General features: G+C 36.0%; 1 protein-coding gene. It reads left to right on the top strand.

What is annotated here, in order from left to right; translation table 11 throughout:
• Nucleotides 1-2017, top strand: a 2017-nt coding sequence (locus PLH43_RS13585) for a helicase-related protein (RefSeq protein WP_324364006.1), incomplete at its 5' end; no start/stop codon positions are given.
• Nucleotides 2018-2369 lie beyond the last annotated feature (352 nt).

Genomic DNA, 2369 nt, shown 5'->3' with positions numbered 1-2369 from the left:
CTATCACAATCTGAACATTAACGACTTGCTTGTTAAGGAGCATACCGCTCAGTTAGGCAGTCAACAAGCATATTCTTATCAAAACGATTTTAAGAAAAAACGAATTAATGTACTGAGTTGCTCAACTACCTTTGAAATGGGTGTTGATGTTGGTACCCTTGAAACTGTATTTATGCGTAATATGCCTCCTTCCCCGGCTAACTATGCACAAAGAGCAGGTCGGGCAGGCAGAAGTTCAAGGTCTGCAGCGTATTCTCTGACATACTGCCCTAATAGCTCACACGATCAGAACTATTTTAAAGATCCTGTATCTATGATTAAGGGAACCATCCAACCACCTTCATTTAATGTAGATAATGAGAAAATTGCTTTGCGTCATATTTTTGCATCGGCATTCTCTTTCTTTTGGAGAAAGTATCGGGAACTATACAAAAGGACAATCGGTGAATTTTTTGATGCGGATGGAGTAAATGCATTAAAAAAATATCTTGAATCTCATCCTGAAGATCTTAAAGAGTATTTATGCAATGTTTTAAGTCCTGAGTTGCAGAAGCATTATGAAATTAACACTTACGGCTGGACCAGTAAATTGTTTCTTAATGATCCTAATAATCCTGGAGTATTTGTTATAGCAATGAAAAGGTATGCTTCTGATATAGAGGAGCTTGAAAAAGCCAGAATAGACTGTACTGAAAGACAAAAGAAGGTTGAACCCGGTTCCAAGGAAGATCGTGAATTGAGCAGGAAGATAAGGGATATTGGTAATTCTATTAATACAATTAGAAAACAAGAGATAATTGAATTTTTATCTCGTAACAATATAATTCCTAAATACGGGTTTCCTGTTGATACAGTGGAATTGATGAGTTTTGGAAAAGGTGGAATATTAGATTCATTGTGTTTGGACAGGGACCTTTTTACAGCAATATCAGAATATGCACCAGAGTCAGAGGTTGTTGCAGACGGTAAGCTGATTACTAGCCGGTATGTTCGTGTTCTTAGCGGATTTGCATGGCCGGAATATAAGTATGTTATATGTAAAAATTGTCATACATTAATTAGAGTTATTTGGGTTGAAGATATTCCTAAAGAATGCAAGCAGTGTGGGCATAGTTTACCAAAGAAGATAAAAAAGTATGTTATACCTAAATTCGGCTTTATCATGGAAAACGGAGAGCCAGAAGATGCAGGAACAGAAAAGCCGGAACGCACATATAAGGGTTCAATATCATACATAGGAGATGGTACTCGGATTGAGTCGAATACATACTCAGTTTGCGGAAAAAAAGTTATTATCGGAACCAGTAAAATGGATGAGCTTGCTGTTCTGAATACTTCTAATTTTTATATTTGTAAGGTCTGTGGATATGGTAAGTTATACGATAATGATGCTGATTTAGCTAAGGAGTATGCCCATTACAAGCCAGACGGTTATCGTTGCAGCAACAAAATACTTTACCCATATTCTCTTGGACACGAATTTCAAACGGATGTTGTACTATTGAAGTTCGTTTCAGAAAATATTACAGAAATCGATGTCGCATGGACTGTACTCTACTCGCTTCTTGAGGGACTTTGCAGACATCTAAGTATAGATAGAAATGAATTGTCAGGATGTTTGCATTGGTTCCGTAACAATGAATTTTCAGACATAGGTAACTATAGTTTTGTTTTGTTTGATAATACTCCTGGTGGAGCCGGATATGTTAGACAGTTGAGAGATATATCGACTTTTATAGGCATGCTAGAAGCAGGAGCCCAAGTTGTAAACGGATGCACATGTGGTGGTGAAGAAGCTGATACTGCTTGCTATAGTTGCTTATGCAATTACTACAATCAGAAACAGCATGATATTCTTAAACGACGATATGCCATTGATTTCTTCAATTCTCTTTTGAATGGAGAAAAAAAGTGGTGGGGAAAAGGCAAGCAGGAACGCAGAGCGAAGAATGTGTTTTGCCTTGATGAAGACGATTGCATTGATGGTATTATAGCGAAAATATTGAAATCGGAATAGCTTATTGTTGAATATTAAGCTACTAATTACGTAATCCGATGGTACCGATTGGAAAAATTAGTTTATTAAGTACAGAAAAATAAGAAATAAATTTCTGTTAGTAGCATAATTGTAAAATTAAAATTAATGACAATATTGACATACTTTATCAAGAACACCCAAATGGGTGTTTTTATTTTATAATGTTTAATTTATAGACTCCTAACAAGGAGGTGATGCCTATGCTTGTACCGTTATAGATGTTCGGCCTTAATAACAAAACCAAAGGAGGAAATCAATAATGATTGGAATCGAGCAATATGTTAATGCTATTCTAAAATTGTACCACATACCGGTAAAAAAATAGGCCACC

The organism is Acetivibrio sp., assembly GCF_035371925.1.
Taxonomy (GTDB): domain Bacteria; phylum Bacillota; class Clostridia; order Acetivibrionales; family Acetivibrionaceae; genus Hungateiclostridium.
This window is presented reverse-complemented; position numbering and strand designations above follow the sequence as displayed.